We start from the raw sequence: 18,213 nt of genomic DNA, 5'->3' as shown, positions 1-18,213 counted from the left end.
TGAAGTGGTGGCGGGCCTGTCGCGTCAAGGCTCGCGACCGCCTTCCTCGCCTGCCCCGCCGCCGCGGTCGACTCCTTGACAAGGTATGGGGCCACCTCCAGACTGAGTTGCGTAAAACGCAATCCGTTCCGCTATACGCTACGCACGCGACCGAGGTGTCATGATGATTCCCGTGTGCCGACTCGCGGATCTGCCGCGCGGCGAGGCCTATCGGCTCGACATCGAGCCGCCTGTCGCGGTGTTCCACACCGAGGATGGCGAAGTCCTCGCCATCGACGACACCTGTACGCACCAGGACGCCTCGCTCGCGGACGGCTGGCTGGAGGGGTGCGAGGTCGAATGTCCGCTGCACGCCTCCAAGTTCGACCTGCGGACCGGGGCGGTCGACGCCCCGCCGGCCAAACTGCCCGTCCGGACGCATCAGGTGGTCGTCGACGACGGCATGATCTACGTGCGGCCCTCCGAGGCCGCGCCCCAACTACCCCCCTGTGTCGCGGCCCGGCTCGGCGCCGGAGGCCCGGCGTGAGGACCGTGGCCGTCGTGGGCGCCTCCCTGGCCGGACTGTCGGCCGCGCGAGCGCTGCGGAAGCAGGGCTATGACGGGCGCCTGGTCCTCGTCGGGGACGAACCGCACCGCCCGTACGACCGGCCGCCGTTGTCGAAGGAGTTCCTCGCCGGCCACATCGGCGAGGCCGACCTCGCCCTTGAGGCGGACGGAGAGGACCTCGGCGCCGAGTGGCTGCTGGGCGTCCGGGCCACCGGGCTCGACCGCGCCGACCGGTCGGTGCGGCTCGCGGACGGCCGGACCGTGCGGGCCGACGGCATCGTCGTCGCCACCGGAGCGGCGGCGCGCATCCTGCCCGGGAGCGAGGGCCTCGCCGGGGTCCACACCCTGCGCACCCTGGACGACGCCCGCGCCCTGCGGGACGAACTGGCCCTCGGCGGACGGCTGGTGGTGATCGGCGGCGGCTTCATCGGCGCCGAGGTCGCCTCCACCGCGTACGCCCTCGGCCTCGACGTCACCGTGATCGAGGCGGCCCCCACCCCGCTGGCAGGTCCGCTCGGCGCGACCATGGGCGGCGTGGTCTCCGCGCTCCACGCCGACCACGGCGTACGGCTGCTGTGCGGCGTGGGCGTCAAGGGGCTGAGCGGGAAGCGCCGGGTGGACGCCGTCCTGCTGGAGGACGGCCGCAGCGTGCCCGCGGACACCGTCGTCGTCGGCGTGGGCGCCCGCCCGTGCGTCGAATGGCTGGAAGGTTCCGGCGTCGCGCTCGACAACGGCGTGACATGCGGCGCCGACGGCCGCACCACCCTGGCCGGGGTGGTCGCCGTCGGCGACTGCGCCAACTGGTACGACCCGCACACCGGAAGCCACCGCAGGGTCGAGCACTGGACCGGCGCGCTGGAACGGCCCGCCGCCGCCGTGGCCACGCTGCTCGCGCACGGTGCGACGGAACCGGGCGTGCCCCGGCCACCGTACTTCTGGTCCGACCAGTACGGCGTGAAGATCCAGTTCGTCGGCCACGCCGCCGGGGCCGACAGTGTCACGGTCGAGGAAGGCGCCACCGACGAGCGCAGCTTCCTCGCCGTCTACCGGCGGGCCGGCACACCGGTCGCCGTGCTCGGGATGAACCAGCCGCGGCTGTTCACCCGCTGGCGCAAGCAGTTCACCGCGTGAATGACCCCTCCACGACGTTTCCCGAGGAGTGCACCGTGACTTCGACCAGCCTGCCGGAGAGCCTGATCGCCACCCTTCCCGGCTCCGCCTACACGGATCCGGCGATCTTCGCCCAGGAGCAGGAGCGCATATTCGAGACCATGTGGTTCTGCGTCGCGCGCGCCTCGGAACTGGCGAAGCCCGGCGCCTTCCGCACCGTCGACGTGGGCCGTGAGAGCATCCTCGTCACCCGCGCGAGGGACAACTCCATCCGTGCCTACTTCAATGTGTGCCGGCACCGCGGAGCCAAGCTCTGCACCGAGGAGACCGGCGAGGTCAAGCGGGCCTTCCAGTGCCCGTACCACGCCTGGACGTACGACCTGAACGGCAAGCTCGTCGCCGCGCCCAACCTCACCAAGATGCCCGACGTCGGCCGCACCGAGTACGGCCTGGTGAGCGTGGCCGTCCGTGAGTGGCTCGGATACGTCTGGGTCTGCCTGGCGGAGAACCCGCCCTCCTTCGAGGAGGACGTCATCGGCGCGGCCGTCACCCGCCTCGGCGACCTGGAGTCGATCGAGCACTACGGCGTCGAGAACCTCTCGGTCGGCAGGCGGATCGTCTACGACGTCAAGGCCAACTGGAAGCTCATCATCGAGAACTTCATGGAGTGCTACCACTGCGCCACGATCCACCCCGAACTCACCGAGGTGCTCCCCGAGTTCGCGGACGGCTACGCGGCCCAGTACTACGTCGGCCACGGCGCCGAGTTCGGCGAGGAGATCCAGGGCTTCACCGTCGACGGCTCCGAGGGTCTCGACCGCATCCCCGGGGTGACGGAGGAACAGGACCGCCGCTACTACGCGATCACCGTCAAGCCGCAGGTCTTCATCAACCTCATCCCCGACCACGTCATCTTCCACCGGATGTACCCGATGGCCGCCGACCGCACGATCGTCGAGTGCGACTGGCTCTATCTTCCGCACGTCGTCGAGAGCGGCAAGGACGTCAGCCGTTCCGTGGAGCTCTTCGACCGGGTCAACCGCCAGGACTTCGACGCATGCGAGCGCACGCAGCCCGGCATGAGCTCCCGCATGTACGCCAAGGGCGGTGTGCTGGTGCCCAGTGAGCACCACATCGGGGCCTTCCACGACTGGGTGAACGAGCGCCTGGGCAACCCCCAGGGGTGACTCAGCCCATGTAGCCCATCCGGTGGCTGATCTCCTCCGCGCCCTTGAGCAGCACCGGGGAGAGCTCGTGCAGGCGCTCCTCGGTGAAGCGGTACGAGGGCCCGGAGGCGCTGAGCGCGGCGATGACCGAGCCGTCCCGGCCTCGGATCGGGGCGGCCATCGCGTGCAGGCCGATCTCCAGTTCCTCCAGGGTCCACGCGTAGCCGCGCTCGCGAGCCTCGGCGAGGTTCTTCTCCAGCTTCGTCCTCGAGGTGAGGGTGTGCGGAGTGGACTTCTTCAGGCCCGCCTCGGCCAGCAGCGCGGCCCGCTCCTCGGCGGGCAGGTGGGCCAGCAGGATCTTGCCGCTGGAGGTGGCGTGCAGCGGGGTCAGCTGGCCGACCCAGTTGTGCGCGGTGACGGCCCCGGGGCCGCGTACCTGGCAGAGGTTGATCGCGTAGTGCTCCTGCATGACGGCGATGTTGACCGTCTCGCCGATCTCCTCGGCGAGCCGCTCGCAGACCGGGCGGCCCTGCTGGGTGATGTCGATGCGTCCGGTGACCGCACCGGCCAGACGGACGATCCCGAAGCCGAGCCGGTACTTGCCCCGATCGCCCGCCTGCTCCACCAGGCCGCGCGCCTCCAGGGCGCCGAGCAGGCGGAACGCGGTGGACTTGTGGACGTCGATCTCGGCGGCCACCTCGCTGACGCCCGCCTCGCCGCGCTGGGCCAGGATCTCGAGGACGCTGATGGCGCGGTCGACCGACTGCACTCCACCGGCCGGCGAGTTCGACGCTTCGCTGTCTTGGCTGTGGTTGCTCATGGCGAAACTATACGCGCGGTAAACAACGTCGTCGCAAGCTTCGAAGCCCGACCAAAAACCCTGCAAGTTGCGTTGTTCGCAACCTGGTGCGCATTGCGATACCGGATTAGCATGCCCCGCATATCTACGGCGCGAGCGAGACGAGGCACTATGGCTCCCCTGCAATACGACTTCGTCATTGTCGGCGGCGGATCGGCCGGCAGCGCACTGGCGAACAGGCTCTCCGCGGACCCGGCGAACCGGGTGCTGGTACTGGAAGCCGGCCGCTCCGACTACCCGTGGGATGTCTTCATCCACATGCCCGCGGCGCTGACCTACCCGATCGGCAGCCGCTTCTACGACTGGAAGTACGAGTCCGAGCCCGAGCCCCACATGGGCGGCCGGCGCATCTACCACGCGCGCGGCAAGGTGCTCGGTGGCTCCAGCAGCATCAACGGCATGATCTTCCAGCGCGGCAACCCCATGGACTACGAGCGCTGGGCCGCCGACCCCGGCATGGAGACCTGGGACTACGCCCACTGCCTCCCGTACTTCCGGCGGATGGAGAACTGTCTCGCCGCCGACCCGGACGACGAGTTCCGCGGCCACGACGGCCCCCTCGTCCTCGAACGCGGTCCCGCGACCAACCCGCTCTTCGACGCCTTCTTCAAGGCCACCCAGGAGGCGGGCTACGCCCCCACCGACGACGTCAACGGCTACCGGCAGGAGGGCTTCGCCAAGTTCGACCGCAACGTCCACCGCGGCCGCCGCCTGTCGGCCTCCAAGGCGTACCTCAAGCCGGTCAGGAAGCGGCCCAACCTCACCGTCAGGACCCGCTCGCTCGTGACCCGCGTGCTCTTCGAGGGCAAGAAGGCCGTCGGCGTCGAGTACCAGCGCGGCAGGGGCGCCCTCCAGCAGGTCCGCGCCAGGGAGGTCATCCTGTGCGGCGGCGCGATCAACTCCCCGCAGCTGCTCCAGCTCTCCGGTGTCGGCAACGCGGAGGAGCTGCGCGCCCTGGGCATCGACGTCGTCCACGACCTGCCGGGCGTCGGCGAGAACATGCAGGACCACCTCGAGGTCTACGTCCAGTACGCCTGCAAGCAGCCGGTCTCCATGCAGCCGTACATGGCGAAGTGGCGGGCCCCCTTCATCGGCCTGCAGTGGCTGTTCCGCAAGGGCCCGGCCGCCACCAACCACTTCGAGGGCGGCGGCTTCGTCCGCAGCAACGAGGACGTGGACTACCCCAACCTGATGTTCCACTTCCTGCCTGTCGCGGTCCGCTACGACGGCTCCTCGCCGGCCGGCGGCCACGGCTACCAGGTGCACGTGGGCCCCATGTACTCCGACGCCATCGGCTCCGTGAAGATCAAGAGCAAGGACCCGCGCGAGCACCCGGCGCTGCGCTTCAACTACCTCTCCACCGAGCAGGACCGCCGGGAGTGGGTCGAGGCCATCCGCGTCTCCCGCAGGATCCTCGGCCAGCCCGCGATGTCCCCGTACAACGACGGGGAGATCTCGCCCGGCCCGGCGGTCGAGACGGACGAGGAGATCCTCGCCTGGGTCGCCAAGGAGGGCGAGACCGCCCTGCACCCGTCCTGCACCTGCAAGATGGGCACCGACGAGATGTCCGTCGTCGACCCCACCAGCATGCGCGTGCACGGCCTGGAAGGCATCCGCGTGGTCGACGCGTCGGTGATGCCGTACGTCACCAACGGCAACATCTACGCACCGGTGATGATGATCGCCGAGAAGGCCGCCGACCTGATCCTCGGCAGGGAACCGCAGGCGCCGTCGAAGGCCGCGTACTACCGCCTCCGTGACGCCCGGAAGCAGGTCGGGTAGACCTTGGCCACCGCCGGACTGAGGGCGCTGCTCGACAGCGTCCGCTACGAGGTGCTGCCCGCGAGGACGACCGAGGACAAGGTCCTCGCCCATGTCCCGCGCGACGTCGTCGTCACCGTGACGGCGTCACCGGTCAAGGGCCTGGAACCGACCCTCGACCTCGCCGGCCGGCTCGCGGCGCACGGTTACCGCGTCGTCCCGCACGTGCCCGCGCGGCTGCTGCGGGACGAGGCGCACCTGAAGGACGTCGTCGATCGGCTGCGCGAGGCGGGCGTGGCCGACGTCTTCGTCCCCGCGGGCGACGCCGACTCGCCGGCCGGCGCCTACGACGGCGCGCTGCCGGTGCTGCGGAGGCTGAGCGAGCTGGGCAGGCCCTTCGCCCGCGTCGGCGTCACCGGTTATCCCGAGAGCCATCCGCTCATCCACGACGACGTCACCATCCAGGCCATGTGGGACAAGCGCGAGCACGCCACGTACATCGTGAGCAACCTCTGCTTCGACCCGCGGGTGCTGGGGGAGTGGATCGCCCGTATACGGTGCCGGGACATCACCCTGCCCGTCCATCTGGGCGTCGCGGGGCCCGTGCAGCGGGCGAAGCTGCTGGCGATGGCGACGAAGATCGGCGTGGGCGAGTCGACGCGCTTCCTGACCCGGCACGCCTCGTGGTTCCTGCGGTTCGTGACGCCCGGCGGGTACTCGCCCGACAGGCTGCTGGCGCGCGGCGAGAAGGCGCTCACCGCGCCGTCGGCGGGGGTGGCCGGGCTGCACCTGTTCACGTTCAACCAGATCGCGGAGACGGAACGGTGGCGCCGTGCCGTGATCGACCGGCTGGGAAGCTGAACGCGGGCGTCGTACGCACGAGGGGGCGGGGCCGGAGGACCGGCCCCGCCCCCTCACGCCGTACCGCTCAGCGGAAGACCACCGTGCGGTTGCCGTACACCATGACGCGGCTCTCGCTGTGCCACTTCACCGCGTGCGCGAGCACCTGTGCCTCCACGTCCCGTCCCACCGTGACCAGGTCCCGCGGGGCGAGCGAGTGGTCCACCCTGACCACGTCCTGCTCGATGATCTGTCCCTCGTCCAGGTCCGGTGTCACGTAGTGCGCCGTCGCGCCGACGAGCTTCACGCCGCGGGCGTAGGCCTGCTCGTACGGGCGTGCGCCCTTGAAACTGGGCAGGAAGGAGTGGTGGATGTTGATGGCGCGGCCTTCGAGCCGCTTGCACAGGTCGTCGGAGAGGACCTGCATGTAACGGGCCAGCACGACCAGGTCGATGTCCAGCTCGCGTACCAGCTCCATCAGGCGCGCCTCGGCCTCGGCCTTGGTGTCCCGGGTGACCGGGATGTGGTGGAAGGGGATGCCGTAGGTCTCCGCCAGTCCCTCGAAGTCCCGGTGGTTGGAGACGATCGCCGGGATCTCGATGTTGAGGGCGCCGGTGCGCCGGCGAAAGAGCAGATCGTTGAGGCAGTGGCCGAACCTGGACACCATGATGAGCGTCCGGGTCGGGGTCGACGCCTCGCTCAGGGTCCAGTCGATGCGGAAGGCCTCGGCGACGGGACCGAATCGGTAACGCAGGGTTTTCGCATTCGTGTCCTGGTCGGAGACGTCGAAGTGGACCCTCATGAAGAAACGGCCCTGGAGCCGGTCGTCGAACTGCTGGCTTTCCACGATGTTTCCCGAGTTCCTGACGAGGAATCCGCTCACCGCGTGGACCAGGCCGGCGCTGTCGGGACACGAGAGGGTGAGGACGTATTCACGGCCGGGCTCCGGTCGGGGGTACGTGGGGGACACAGCGACCTCCATTGGTGCGTCATGCACAACATGGTGAGCGATACGCAACATGGTCGGCTCGACTCCCCTTGTGGTCAAGGGTGGTTGTGCAGTGCTGACCCGGCGAAATCGTCATGCGCCGCCCTCTTGACGCAGGTCTGCAGGTTCGCCAAGGTGTTCCACCACAAGCAATTGAATGCATGATGCGCAACGCATTTCGGCTGAAGGGCTTGGCGCGTGGCAGACCTGTATGTGGCTGGGGAATGGCGGGATCCGGTGGCCGGTGGATCCCGGGAGATCCGCTGTCCCGCTGACGGCTCGCTCACCGCGACCGTCTCGGAAGGGACGCGCCCCGACACCGAGGCGGCGATCGCCGCGGCCCGCCGGGCCTTCGACGAGGGCCCCTGGCCGCGCACCTCCGAACGGGAGCGCGGCGCGCTGCTGCTGCGCACCGCCGACCTCATCGAGCGCGACGCCAAGGAGTTCGCCCGCGCCGAGTCGCTGGACACCGGCAAGCGGCTGGTGGAGAGCGAGTACGACATCGCCGACGTCGTCTCCTGCTTCCGCTACTACGGCGGCATCGGCGGCATCGACGCCGGGCGGGTGATCGACACCGGCCGCGACGATGCCGTAAGCCGCGTCGTCTACGAGCCGATCGGCGTGTGCGGGCTGATCACTCCATGGAACTACCCGCTGCTGCAGGCGAGCTGGAAGGTCGCCCCGGCGCTCCTCGCCGGCAACACGATCGTCCTCAAGCCCAGTGAACTCACCCCCTCCACCTCGATCCTGCTGATGAAGGCGCTGGAGGAGGCCGGGCTCCCGGCCGGCGCCGCCAACCTCGTCCTGGGCGCCGGGCCCGAGGCGGGTGCCCCGCTCTCCGAGGACCCCGCCGTCGACATGGTCTCCTTCACGGGCGGTCTGGAGACCGGCAGGCGGATCATGGCCGCCGCCGCGGCGACCGTGAAGAAGGTGGCGCTGGAACTCGGCGGCAAGAACCCCAACGTGGTCTTCGCCGACGCCGACTTCGAGACGGCCGTGGACTTCGCTCTCACGGCCGTCTTCCTGCATTCCGGGCAGGTCTGCTCGGCCGGCGCCCGGCTGATCGTCGAGGACTCGCTGCACGACCGGTTCGTCGACGAGGTCGTCCGCCGCGCCCGGCGGATCCGCCTCGGCGGTCCCTTCGACCCCGAGGCCGAGACCGGAGCGCTGATCTCCGCGCGGCACCGGGAGAGGGTCGAGGCGTACGTCGCGGCAGGCCTCGCCGAGGGCGCCGTACTGCGCTGCGGCGGTGAACGGCCCGACGATCCGGCCCTCGGAGGCGGCTTCTACTACCCGCCGACCGTCCTCGACGAGTGCCGGCAGGACATGCGTGTCGTGCACGAGGAGTCCTTCGGACCCGTGCTCACCGTCGAGCGCTTCACCGACGAGGACGACGCCGTACGCATCGCCAACGACACCGAGTACGGACTCGCCGGAGCCGTGTGGACGCAGGACGCCGGCAAGGCCCAGCGGGTCGCCCGGCGGCTGCGCCACGGCACGGTGTGGATCAACGACTACCACCCCTACGTGCCGCAAGCGGAATGGGGTGGCTTCGGGCAGTCGGGCGTGGGCCGGGAGCTGGGACCGACCGGCCTGGACGAGTACCGAGAGCCCAAACACATCTGGCAGAACATCCAACCCCGGCCGCAGCACTGGTTCCGCGGCTGAACGCCGAAGAGAGGTCGACCATGACCCCAACGCAGACCGCGGTGTCGCAGCGGCACGGCGCGCACCAGGATTCGGACGGCACTCCGGTCATCTCCGTGCGCCGGCTGTGGAAGGTGTTCGGGCCGAAGGCCGACCAGGTACCGGACTCCGAGGAACTGCGCGGCCTCACCCGCCGGGAGCTCATGGACCGCACCGGGTGCACCGCCGCCGTCCGCGACGTCGACTTCGACGTCCGCAAGGGCGAGGTGTTCGTCGTCATGGGCCTGTCCGGCTCCGGCAAGTCCACCCTGGTGCGATGTCTGACCCGGCTGATCGAACCCACCGCCGGTGAGCTCGTCTTCGAGGGCGAGGACATCCGTGAAGCGGACGGCAGGCGCCTGCGCGAGCTGCGGCGCCGCAAGTTCTCCATGGTCTTCCAGCACTTCGGGCTGCTGCCCCACCGCCGGGTGGTGGACAACGTGGCCTTCGGTCTGGAGATCCGCGGCATGAGCAGGGCCGAGCGCACCGCGCGGGCCCTGGAGGTCGTCGAACTGGTCGGCCTCGCAGGCTACGAGAACTCCTACCCCGACCAGCTCTCGGGCGGTATGCAGCAGCGCGTCGGCCTCGCCCGGGCGCTGGCAGGCGACCCCGACGTGCTCTTCTTCGACGAGCCCTTCTCGGCACTCGACCCGCTGATCCGCCGCGACATGCAGAACGAGGTCATCCGGCTGCACCGCGAGGTCGGCAAGACGATGGTCTTCATCACCCACGACCTCTCCGAGGCGCTCAAGCTGGGCGACCGCATCCTGATCATGCGCGACGGCAGGACGGTCCAGTGCGGCACCGGCGACGAGCTGGTGGGCGCCCCGGCCGACGACTACGTCCGCGAGTTCGTCAAGGACGTGCCGCGCGGCGATGTGCTCACCCTGCGGTGGATCATGCGCCCGGTGGAGCCCCAAGACGCCCTGGACGGTCCCGAGCTGGGCCCGGACGTCGTGGTGAAGGAGGCCACCCGGGCGGTCCTGGCGGCCGACAGGCCGGTCAAGGTCGTGGAGGACGGCACGTTGCTCGGCATCGTCGGCGACGAGGAGATCCTCGCGGTGGTCGCCGGGCAGGAAGGCGGCGCGTGATGGCCGTCGCCCTGGAGAAGTCCGCCACCGTGGCAGGCGTACGCAGGGTCGGCCGGCGCACGGTGGTGGCCGCGATCCTGGCCGCCTGGCTGCTGCTCTTCGTGGTCCTCCGCGGAAAGCAGACCCTGGCCCTGGCGGCGGCGGACCTCACCGACCTGCACCGGTGGTTCAACGACGTCAACGACTCGGTCGGCGCGGACCGCAACTCCAACCCGCTCTTCCTCTACTTCTTCAACGAGATCCGCCTGGTCATCGACAACCTGGTGACCTTCGTCCAGCACCTGATCTCGCAGCCCCCCGCCGGACGCCCCGTCCCGCAGATCGGATGGCTCGGCGTCGTCGGCATCGCGGGCTACGTCTCCTGGGCCGTGGGCAACTGGCGGGTCGCGCTCCTGGCCGTGGCGGGCTTCACCTTCCTGGGGCTGCAGGGGCTGTGGCAGGAGAGCATGGACACCCTGGCGCTCACCCTCTCCGCGGTCCTGGTGGCGCTGCTGTTCGCGCTTCCGCTGGGCGTGGGTGCGGGGCTGTCCGGCCGGTTCAACCGGATCGTGACGCCCTTCCTGGACTTCATGCAGACGATGCCGACCTTCGTCTACCTCGCCCCGCTGACCCTGTTCTTCCTCATCGGCGGCGCCTCCGCCACGATCGCCACCGTGATCTACGCGACACCGCCCGCGATCCGCATCACCGCGCACGCCATCCGCTCCGTCCCCGAGACCACTGTCGAGGCTGCCGAATCGCTGGGTGCCACACGAGGTCAGGCACTGCTGAAGGTCCTGCTGCCCATGTCGAAGCGGACCGTGGTGATGGGCGTCAACCAGTCGATCATGGCCGCCCTGGCCATGGTGACCATCGCCGCGCTGATCGACGCGCCCGGCCTCGGCAAGACCGTCATCCAGGCCCTTCAGTCGCTCGACGTGGGAACGGCCTTCAACGCGGGACTCGCCATCGTCGTCATGGCGATCGTCCTCGACCGGGTCACCACCGCGGCCGGCGCCCGCGAGGAGACGGCCCGGCGTTCGAAGAACCGCCTCCTCAGGTGGCGCAGGCCGCTGCTCGGCGCGGGAGCGGCGGTCACGGCGGTCCTCGTCCACCTCTCGCACACCTATGTATGGGCGGCGGTGTTCCCCGGCGACGGCGGCATGGGCGGTTCCGTCGCGAGCGCGGCGGACACCCTGACCGCCTGGGTGCAGGACAACCTCTCGGGCCTCACCAACGCCTTCCGCGACGGCATCACCAACGGCCTGCTCAATCCGCTCCAGACGCTGCTCACCGACTCCCCGTGGTGGCTCGTCGGCGCGGTGCTGATCGCACTCGGCGCCGTGCTCGGCGGTTGGCGGGCCGGGGTCACCACGGCCGTGTGCGTGGGTCTGCTGGTCGGCACCGGTCTGTGGTCGGACGCCATGACGACGCTGGCGTCGACCCTCGTGGCGACGGTGCTGGTCATGGTGCTCGGCACCGCGCTCGGGGTGTGGATGGGACGCAGCATGCTCGTGGACCGGGTGCTGCGGCCCTCCCTGGACGCGGCACAGGTCATGCCGCCGTTCGTCTACCTCGTGCCGTTCCTGGCGCTGTTCGGCGCGACCCGCTTCACGGCCATCGTCGCCGCGGTCGTCTACGCGGTGCCGGTCGCCATCAAGATCATCGCGGACGGGGTGCGGGCGGTGCCCGGGGCCACCGTCGAGGCGGCCGTGTCCGCCGGGTGCAACACCTGGCAGATCATCACCAAGGTTCAACTGCCGATGGCCCGCGGCGCCCTGACGCTCGCCACCAACCAGGGCCTGATCTACGTGCTGTCGATGGTCGTCGTGGGCGGCCTGGTGGGAGCGGGGGCCCTCGGTTACGACGTCGTGGCCGGATTCTCGCAGGGCCAGCTGTACGGGAAGGGGCTCGCGGCGGGACTCGCGATCGTCCTTCTCGGAGTCATGTTCGACCGGATCACCCAGGCGGCGGCGCGACGCGCGAGCGCGTAAGGAGCACCAGCATGGCAGCACAGGTACGACAGTGGAGAATCGGCACGGGCGGAGCAGCGGTCGTGACCGTCCTCGGGCTGACCCTCACCGCCTGCGGCGGCGCGAAGGTCGGTGTCGACTCCGCGGATTCGGGCAGCCCGGGCAAGTGCGGCACCTTCAATCTCGCGGTCAACCCGTGGGTGGGCTACGAGGCGGACGCGGCGGTCGTCGCGTACGTCGCGCAGAAGGACCTCGGCTGTACGGTCAAGAAGAAGGACCTGAAGGAGGAGATCGCCTGGCAGGGCTTCGGGACGGGCGAGGTCGACGCCGTCCTGGAGAACTGGGGCCACGACGATCTGAAGAAGAAGTACATCACCCAGCAGCAGACCGCCGTGAGCGCCGGCTCGACCGGCAACAAGGGCATCATCGGCTGGTACGTGCCGCCGTGGCTGGCCAAGGCGCACCCGGACATCACCGACTGGAAGAACCTGAACAGGTACGCGTCCGAGTTCAGGACCTCCGAGTCGGGCGGCAAGGGCCAGCTCCTCGACGGCGACCCCTCGTACGTCACCAACGACGCGGCGCTGGTCACGAACCTGAAGCTGGACTTCAAGGTGGTGTACGCGGGCAGCGAGACCGCGCTCATCCAGTCCTTCCGGGAGGCCGAGAAGAACAGGCAATGGGTGATCGGCTACTTCTACGAGCCGCAGTGGTTCCTGTCCGAGGTGCCGTTGGTCAAGGTGAATCTGCCCGCTTACACGACGGGCTGTGACGCCGACGCGGCGAAGATCGCCTGCGACTATCCCGTGTACGACCTCGACAAGATCGTCAGCGCGAAGTTCGCGAAGTCCGGCAGCCCGGCCTACCGCCTGGTGAAGAACTTCACGTGGACGAACGACGACCAGAACACCGTCGCCAAGTACATCGCGGTGGACAAGATGTCGCCCGAGGCGGCGGCGAAGAAGTGGGTGGAGGCCAACCGCGACAAGGTCGACGCCTGGCTCAAGTAGCCCACGCCGACAAGACGGTCCGAGATGCCCGGCGGGCGGTGTGCACCTGTGTGCGCCGCCCGCCGGGCATTGCCGTGTTCCGGGCTGTTCGCCGGCGTCGCCGACCCCTTGACACCCCCTCCCGTGACCGGCACATTGAGTTGCGCAACCTGAACCATGTTGCGCAGCAAGCAACTTGACTGGTTTTGAATCAGGAGGTGCGGCGATGGCGGGACCCCGAGTGGTGATCATCGGAGCGGGTGTCGTGGGAGCGGCGCTCGCGGACGAGATCTCCGCGCGTGGCTGGACCGAAGTGACCGTGGTCGACCAGGGCCCGCTCCCCGCGACCGGGGGCTCCACGTCCCACGCCCCCGGCCTGGTCTTCCAGACGAACTCCTCCAAGACCATGACCGAGCTGGCCCGCTACACCGTCGAGAAGTTCTGCTCCCTCGACGTCGACGGCAAGCCCTGCTTCCTGCAGGTCGGCGGCCTCGAAGTGGCGACCACCCCCGAACGCCTCGCGGAACTGCACCGGCGCCACGGCTGGATCACCGCCTGGGGCGTCGAGGCCCGCATGCTGAGCGCCGACGAGTGCGTCGAGCGGCATCCGCTGGTGAACCGGGACAGGATCCTCGGCGGACTTCTGATCCCGACGGACGGCATTGCCAAGGCCGTCCTCGCCGTCGAGGCGCAGATCCGCCGGGCCACCGAACGCGGCGTCACCTTCCTGGCCCGCCACGAAGTGCTCGACATCCGGCAGAGCGAGGGCCGGGTGACCGGTGTCCTCACCGACCGGAGCGAGATCGCCGCCGACATCGTGGTGTGCTGCGCCGGCATCTGGGGCCCGAAGATCGCCCGCATGGCCGGCATGAACCTCCCGCTGACCCCGCTCGCCCATCAGCTCGCCTGGACCGGCCCGGTCCCGGCGCTCGCGGGTCAGACGGAGGAGGCGGTACGACCGATCCTGCGCCACCAGGACGCCGACCTCTACTACCGCGACCGCTTCGACAGCATCGGCATCGGCTACTACGGCCACCGCCCGATGCCCGTCTCGGCCGACGACATCCTCTCCGTCGACGAGGCCGCCCCCATGCCCTCGGTCCTAAAGTTCACCGAGGAGGACTTCGAGGACGCCTGGACCGAGACCCGGTCGCTGCTCCCCGCGACGGCGGAGGCCAAGGTCGAGGAGGGCATCAACGGCCTGTTCTCCTTCACCACCGACAACTTCCCGCTCCTCGGCGAGTCCCCGGACGTCAAGGGTTTCTGGGTGGCGGAGGCGGTGTGGGTCACCCACTCCGCGGGCGTGGGCCGCGCCATGGCCGAATGGCTCGTCGACGGCCACTGCTCGTCCTTCGACCTGCACGAGTGCGACGTCAACCGCTTCGAGCCGCACCAGCTGTCCCCGGAGTACGTCCTGGCCCGCGACTGCCGGAACTTCGTCGAGGTCTACGACATCATCCACCCCCTCCAGCCGTCGGGGGACCCGCGCCCGATCCGCACGAGCCCCTTCCACACCCGCCAGCAGGAGCACGGCGCGTTTTTCCTGGAGGCGAGCGGCTGGGAACGCCCCCAGTGGTACGAGGCCAACGCGGGGCTGGTCGAAGGCCGCAACATCCCCACCCCGAACGACTGGGCCGCGCGGTTCTGGTCGCCCGTCGTCGGCGCCGAGGCACAGGCCACCCGTGAGACCGTCGCGATGTACGACATGACGGCCCTCAAGCGACTCGAGGTCAGCGGCCCGGGCGCCGCGGACTTCCTGGAAGGACTGACCACCGGCAAGGTCGCCAAGTCGGTCGGCTCGGTGACGTACACCCTGCTCCTGGACCACGACGGCGGCATCCGCAGCGACGTCACCGTCGCCCGGCTGGCCCGCGACCTCTTCCAGGTCGGCGCCAACGGCAACCTGGACCTCGACTGGCTCACCCGCCACCTTCCCGTCGACGGTAGGGTCCAGGTCCGCGACATCACCGCCGGCACCTGCTGCATCGGCCTGTGGGGCCCCCTCGCCCGCAAGGTCCTGCAGCCCCTGACGGACGAGGACTTCTCGAACGACGGCCTGAAGTACTTCCGCGCCAAGCGCGCGTACATCGGCTCGGTGCCCGTCACCGCGATGCGACTGTCGTACGTCGGCGAGCTCGGCTGGGAGCTCTACACCACCGCCGACCAGGGCCTGAAGCTGTGGGACACCCTGTGGCAGGCGGCCCAGCCGCTCGGCGGCGTCATCGCCGGCCGCGGTGCCTTCAACAGCCTCCGCCTGGAGAAGGGCTACCGCTCCTTCGGCACCGACATGACCTACGAGCACGATCCCTACGAGGCCGGCGTCGGCTTCGCCGTCAAGCTCGACAAGGGCGACTTCATCGGCAAGGCAGCCCTGGAGCGCCGCAAGGAAGACGTACGGCGCAAGCTGACCTGCCTCACCATCGACGACCCGCGGTCGGTGGTCATGGGCAAGGAGCCCGTCTACGACGGCGACCGCGCGGTCGGCTACGTCACCAGCGCCGCCTACGGCTACACGATCGGCAAGGGCATCGCGTACGCCTGGCTCCCGACGGAACTCACCACCCCCGGCACCGCCCTGCACATCGGCTACTTCGACCGGCGCGTCGAGGCGGTCGTCGCCGAGGAGCCGCTGTTCGACGCGACCATGTCCCGCCTCCGTGGCTGACCGCGAGGAAGAGGTACCGCCGGTGACCGCACGCGAACACCGTACGAACGCGCTGAACACCCCCCTGGCCGAGCTGGACCCCGAGGTCCACGCCGCTCTCCGCGCGGAACTGCACCGCCAGCAGTCCACCCTCGAGATGATCGCCTCCGAGAACTTCGCGCCGCCCGCCGTCATGGAGGCCCAGGGATCGGTCGCGACCAACAAGTACGCCGAGGGCTACCCCGGCCGCCGCTACTACGGCGGCTGCGAACACGTCGACGTCACCGAGCGCCTGGCCATCGAGCGCGTCAAGTCCCTCTTCGGGGCCGGATTCGCCAACGTCCAGCCGCACTCGGGCGCACAGGCGAACACCGCCGTCTTCTTCGCCCTCCTCCAGCCCGGCGACACCGTTCTCGGCCTCGACCTCGCGCACGGCGGCCACCTCACCCACGGCATGCGCATCAACTACAGCGGCAGGATGCTCAATGTCGTGCCGTATCACGTCTCCGAGACGGACCACCTCGTCGACATGGAGGAGGTCGAGCGACTCGCCAAGGAACACCGGCCCAAGATGATCATCGCGGGCTGGTCGGCGTACCCCAGGAAGCTGGACTTCGCGGCCTTCCGGCGGATCGCCGACGAGGTCGGTGCCCTCCTCATGGTCGACATGGCGCACTTCGCGGGCCTGGTCGCCGCCGGACTGCACCCCAGCCCCGTCCCGTACGCGCATGTGGTCACCACCACGACGCACAAGACACTCGGCGGTCCCCGCGGCGGAGTCGTCCTCACCGACGACCCCGACCTCGCCAAGAAGATCAACTCGGCCGTGTTCCCCGGGATGCAGGGCGGCCCGCTGGAGCACGTCATCGCCGCGAAGGCGGTCTCCTTCAAGGTGGCGGCGTCGCCCGAGTTCGCCGAACGCCAGGCCCGTACGCTGGCCGGTGCCCGCCTCCTCGCCGAGCGCCTCACCCGGCCCGACGCGGCCGCGGCCGGAGTGAAGGTCCTGACGGGCGGCACGGACGTCCACCTCGTCCTCGTCGACCTGCGGGACTCCGAACTCGACGGGAAGCGGGCCGAGGACCTGCTGCACGGGATCGGCATCACCGTCAACCGCAACGCCGTCCCCTTCGACCCACGCCCGCCCATGGTCACCTCCGGCCTGCGCATCGGAACGCCGGCCCTGGCCACCCGAGGCTTCACGGAGGAGGACTTCGCCGAAGTCGCCGACGTGATCGCACTGGCTCTCAAGCCCGACCCCGACGTGGCCGCCCTGCGCGCCCGCACCGAGGCACTCGCGGCCAAGTACCCGCTCTACCCGCACCTTTCGGAAGACGGAGACGCCCGATGAGCCCCAGCACCCCAGGCGCCGACCTCCCCGACCACCCCGACTGGCTCTGGCGCGATCCCGAGCCCAAGCACGCGTACGACGTGGTGATCGTGGGCGGCGGCGGACACGGCCTGGCCACCGCCCACTACCTGGCGAAGAACCACGGCATCACCGACGTCGCGGTCCTGGAGAAGGGCTGGCTGGGCGGCGGCAACATGGCTCGCAACACCACGATCATCCGCTCCAACTACCTGTGGGACGAGAGCGCCGGCATCTACGAGCACGCGCTCAAACTGTGGGAAGGCCTCGAGGAGGAGCTGGACTACCCGATCCTCTTCTCCCAGCGCGGCGTGCTGAACCTCGCCCACAGCCTGCAGGACGTCCGCGACAGCGTGCGCCGGGTGGAGGCGAACCGGCTCAACGGCGTGGACGCCGAGTGGCTGGACGCGGAGCAGGTCAAGGAAGTCTGCCCGATCGTCAACGTCTCCCCGGACGTGCGCTACCCCGTCCTCGGCGGCACCTACCAGCCGCGCGCCGGCATCGCCAAGCACGACCACGTGGCCTGGGGCCTCGCCCGCTCCGCGGACGCCGCCGGCATCGACATCATCCAGAACTGCGAGGTCACCGGCCTGGACGTGGTCGGCGGCCGGGTGGTCGGCGTCCAGACCACGCGCGGTCCCATCGGCGCGGGCAAGGTGGCCCTGTGCTCCGCCGGCCACACCTCGGTCCTCGCCGCCATGGCAGGCATCGAACTCCCGCTCCAGAGCCACCCGCTGCAGGCCCTGGTCTCCGAACTCCTGGAGCCGGTCCACCCCACCGTGGTCATGTCCAACGCCGTCCACGTGTACGTCAGCCAGGCGCACAAGGGCGAGCTGGTGATGGGCGCCGGCATCGACGCGTACAACTCCTACACCCAGCGCGGTGCCTTCCACATCATCGAAGAGCAGATGTCCGCCGCCCTGGAACTCTTCCCGGTCTTCGCCCGCGCCCACGTGCTGCGCACCTGGGGCGGCATCGTCGACGTCAGCCCGGACGCTTCGCCGATCGTCGGCCTCAGCCCGGTCGACAACCTCTACCTCAACTGCGGGTGGGGCACGGGCGGTTTCAAGGCCACCCCGGGCGTCGGCTGGGTCTACGCCCACACCATCGCCCACGACACCCCCCACCCCCTGAACGCCCCCTTCTCGCTCGACCGTTTCACCACCGGCGCGCTCGTCGACGAGCACGGCGCGGCCGCGGTGGCCCACTAGGGAG

14 protein-coding genes are annotated in these 18,213 nt (G+C 69.8%); 12 read left to right on the top strand and 2 right to left on the bottom strand.

What is annotated here, in order from left to right:
- Positions 1 to 160 precede the first annotated feature (160 nt).
- Genes ACIRSU_RS01530 through ACIRSU_RS01520 form a run of 3 tightly spaced genes read left to right on the top strand, consistent with a single transcriptional unit; the run spans position 161 to position 2,843 of the window.
- Positions 161 to 526 carry a bifunctional 3-phenylpropionate/cinnamic acid dioxygenase ferredoxin subunit gene (locus tag ACIRSU_RS01530; RefSeq protein WP_403788017.1) on the top strand — a complete coding sequence of 122 codons (366 nt, stop codon included), beginning with the start codon at positions 161 to 163 and terminating at the stop codon, positions 524 to 526.
- Positions 523 to 1,677: an NAD(P)/FAD-dependent oxidoreductase gene (locus ACIRSU_RS01525; RefSeq protein WP_403788015.1), complete on the top strand. Its 1,155-nt coding sequence runs from the start codon at positions 523 to 525 to the stop codon at positions 1,675 to 1,677. The genes ACIRSU_RS01530 and ACIRSU_RS01525 overlap by 4 nt, the downstream gene beginning before the upstream one ends.
- A gap of 35 nt (positions 1,678 to 1,712) precedes the next feature.
- The gene (locus ACIRSU_RS01520) at positions 1,713 to 2,843 is read left to right on the top strand and encodes an aromatic ring-hydroxylating dioxygenase subunit alpha (protein WP_403788013.1); all 1,131 of its coding nucleotides are present in this window, start codon (positions 1,713 to 1,715) and stop codon (positions 2,841 to 2,843) included.
- 1 nt (position 2,844) lies between these two features.
- Here the strand turns inward: ACIRSU_RS01520 and ACIRSU_RS01515 are convergent, their stop codons facing one another.
- Complete coding sequence (locus ACIRSU_RS01515) at positions 2,845 to 3,642, bottom strand: IclR family transcriptional regulator (RefSeq protein ID WP_403788011.1); 798 nt, start codon at positions 3,640 to 3,642, stop codon at positions 2,845 to 2,847.
- A gap of 150 nt (positions 3,643 to 3,792) precedes the next feature.
- On the opposite strand from ACIRSU_RS01515, the gene betA reads away from it, so the two are divergent.
- Both betA and ACIRSU_RS01505 read left to right on the top strand, forming a co-directional pair.
- Entirely contained in the window at positions 3,793 to 5,463 is a 1,671-nt protein-coding gene (gene betA, locus ACIRSU_RS01510; protein ID WP_403788009.1) for a choline dehydrogenase, read from the top strand.
- A gap of 3 nt (positions 5,464 to 5,466) precedes the next feature.
- A complete protein-coding gene (locus ACIRSU_RS01505) occupies positions 5,467 to 6,303 on the top strand; it encodes a 5,10-methylenetetrahydrofolate reductase (RefSeq protein WP_403788007.1) in 837 nt (278 codons plus the stop codon).
- 67 nt (positions 6,304 to 6,370) lie between these two features.
- Here the strand turns inward: ACIRSU_RS01505 and purU are convergent, their stop codons facing one another.
- Complete coding sequence (gene purU, locus ACIRSU_RS01500) at positions 6,371 to 7,264, bottom strand: formyltetrahydrofolate deformylase (RefSeq protein ID WP_403788005.1); 894 nt, start codon at positions 7,262 to 7,264, stop codon at positions 6,371 to 6,373.
- A 204-nt stretch (positions 7,265 to 7,468) separates the two neighbouring features.
- On the opposite strand from purU, the gene ACIRSU_RS01495 reads away from it, so the two are divergent.
- The 7 genes from ACIRSU_RS01495 to ACIRSU_RS01465 all read left to right on the top strand — a co-directional run bounded on the left by ACIRSU_RS01495 (position 7,469) and on the right by ACIRSU_RS01465 (position 18,209).
- Positions 7,469 to 8,938, top strand: a complete 1,470-nt coding sequence (locus ACIRSU_RS01495; RefSeq protein ID WP_403788003.1) for an aldehyde dehydrogenase family protein — start codon at positions 7,469 to 7,471, stop codon at positions 8,936 to 8,938.
- A gap of 20 nt (positions 8,939 to 8,958) precedes the next feature.
- A complete protein-coding gene (locus ACIRSU_RS01490) occupies positions 8,959 to 10,047 on the top strand; it encodes a glycine betaine/L-proline ABC transporter ATP-binding protein (RefSeq protein WP_403788001.1) in 1,089 nt (362 codons plus the stop codon).
- Entirely contained in the window at positions 10,047 to 12,020 is a 1,974-nt protein-coding gene (locus tag ACIRSU_RS01485; RefSeq protein WP_403787999.1) for an ABC transporter permease, read from the top strand. Before ACIRSU_RS01490 ends, ACIRSU_RS01485 begins: the two co-directional genes overlap by 1 nt.
- Before the next feature lie 11 nt (positions 12,021 to 12,031).
- The gene (locus ACIRSU_RS01480) at positions 12,032 to 13,009 is read left to right on the top strand and encodes an ABC transporter substrate-binding protein (protein WP_403787997.1); all 978 of its coding nucleotides are present in this window, start codon (positions 12,032 to 12,034) and stop codon (positions 13,007 to 13,009) included.
- A gap of 205 nt (positions 13,010 to 13,214) precedes the next feature.
- Positions 13,215 to 15,653 carry an FAD-dependent oxidoreductase gene (locus ACIRSU_RS01475; protein WP_403787995.1) on the top strand — a complete coding sequence of 813 codons (2,439 nt, stop codon included), beginning with the start codon at positions 13,215 to 13,217 and terminating at the stop codon, positions 15,651 to 15,653.
- A gap of 22 nt (positions 15,654 to 15,675) precedes the next feature.
- Positions 15,676 to 16,980 (top strand): serine hydroxymethyltransferase, encoded by a 1,305-nt coding sequence (gene glyA, locus ACIRSU_RS01470; protein ID WP_403787993.1) that lies wholly within the window; start codon positions 15,676 to 15,678, stop codon positions 16,978 to 16,980.
- The gene (locus ACIRSU_RS01465; RefSeq protein ID WP_403787991.1) at positions 16,977 to 18,209 is read left to right on the top strand and encodes a sarcosine oxidase subunit beta family protein; all 1,233 of its coding nucleotides are present in this window, start codon (positions 16,977 to 16,979) and stop codon (positions 18,207 to 18,209) included. Before glyA ends, ACIRSU_RS01465 begins: the two co-directional genes overlap by 4 nt.
- Positions 18,210 to 18,213: the final 4 nt, after the last annotated feature.

The sequence above is a fragment of the Streptomyces sp. NPDC101160 genome (assembly GCF_044768205.1).
Taxonomy (GTDB): Bacteria; Actinomycetota; Actinomycetes; order Streptomycetales; family Streptomycetaceae; genus Streptomyces.
This window is presented reverse-complemented; position numbering and strand designations above follow the sequence as displayed.

What these genes read in the sequence shown, in the direction of transcription:
- ACIRSU_RS01465 (WP_403787991.1), top strand. Translation starts at nt 16,977, where the DNA reads ATGAGCCCCAGCACCCCAGGCGCCGACCTCCCCGACCACCCCGACTGG.
- ACIRSU_RS01515 (WP_403788011.1), bottom strand. Translation starts at nt 3,642, where the DNA reads ATGAGCAACCACAGCCAAGACAGCGAAGCGTCGAACTCGCCGGCCGGT.
- ACIRSU_RS01485 (WP_403787999.1), top strand. Translation starts at nt 10,047, where the DNA reads ATGGCCGTCGCCCTGGAGAAGTCCGCCACCGTGGCAGGCGTACGCAGG.
- purU (WP_403788005.1), bottom strand. Translation starts at nt 7,264, where the DNA reads ATGGAGGTCGCTGTGTCCCCCACGTACCCCCGACCGGAGCCCGGCCGT.
- betA (WP_403788009.1), top strand. Translation starts at nt 3,793, where the DNA reads ATGGCTCCCCTGCAATACGACTTCGTCATTGTCGGCGGCGGATCGGCC.
- ACIRSU_RS01475 (WP_403787995.1), top strand. Translation starts at nt 13,215, where the DNA reads ATGGCGGGACCCCGAGTGGTGATCATCGGAGCGGGTGTCGTGGGAGCG.
- ACIRSU_RS01490 (WP_403788001.1), top strand. Translation starts at nt 8,959, where the DNA reads ATGACCCCAACGCAGACCGCGGTGTCGCAGCGGCACGGCGCGCACCAG.
- ACIRSU_RS01480 (WP_403787997.1), top strand. Translation starts at nt 12,032, where the DNA reads ATGGCAGCACAGGTACGACAGTGGAGAATCGGCACGGGCGGAGCAGCG.
- ACIRSU_RS01530 (WP_403788017.1), top strand. Translation starts at nt 161, where the DNA reads ATGATGATTCCCGTGTGCCGACTCGCGGATCTGCCGCGCGGCGAGGCC.